General features: G+C 65.0%; 1 pseudogene. It reads left to right on the plus strand.

Going from position 1 to position 531, the window contains the following annotated elements:
- Positions 1 to 531, plus strand: a pseudogene (locus DVK07_RS21010) (cohesin domain-containing protein); the annotation flags it as partial.

Genomic DNA, 531 nt, shown 5'->3' on the forward strand with positions numbered 1-531 from the left:
CACGGCCGTTAACGGTGAGACCGACCTCGGTGCGTTCGCGCTTCCCGAGGCGAACGTTCTCAACGTCACGGTCGTCGACGAGAATCGCGATCCGGTCGATGACGCGCAGCTCAGCGTCGTTCACTGGGAAGAAACCCACGGAAACGGCTCCGCATTCGGCACGGGCGACCAGTCGACGAACGCCGACGGCGAACTCGTCCTCCGGGGCGCCGAACGTCCCGGGATCGAGGTCACCGGTAACGTTACCGTCGAGATCTCGCCGCCCGAGGGCGACGCGCGGTTCGTGGACGGAACCCGTGAGATCGATCTCACCGTCACCGAAGATAGCCAGCGCACCGTCGAACTCACCGAGGCCGCTCCGACCGAGTACGCGATCGAGCCCGAGACCGAACAGCTCGAACCCGGTGGGTCGGTGCCGACGAACGTCACGATCGACACGTCGACCAACGTCACTTCGTCCAACTTCACCGTGACATTCGACCCCGCACTCCTGACCGCGTCCGACCTCCAGCCGGGGAGTTTCTTCGGTAG

Source organism: Halorubrum sp. Atlit-26R (assembly GCF_003666015.1).
Taxonomy (GTDB): Archaea; Halobacteriota; Halobacteria; order Halobacteriales; family Haloferacaceae; genus Halorubrum.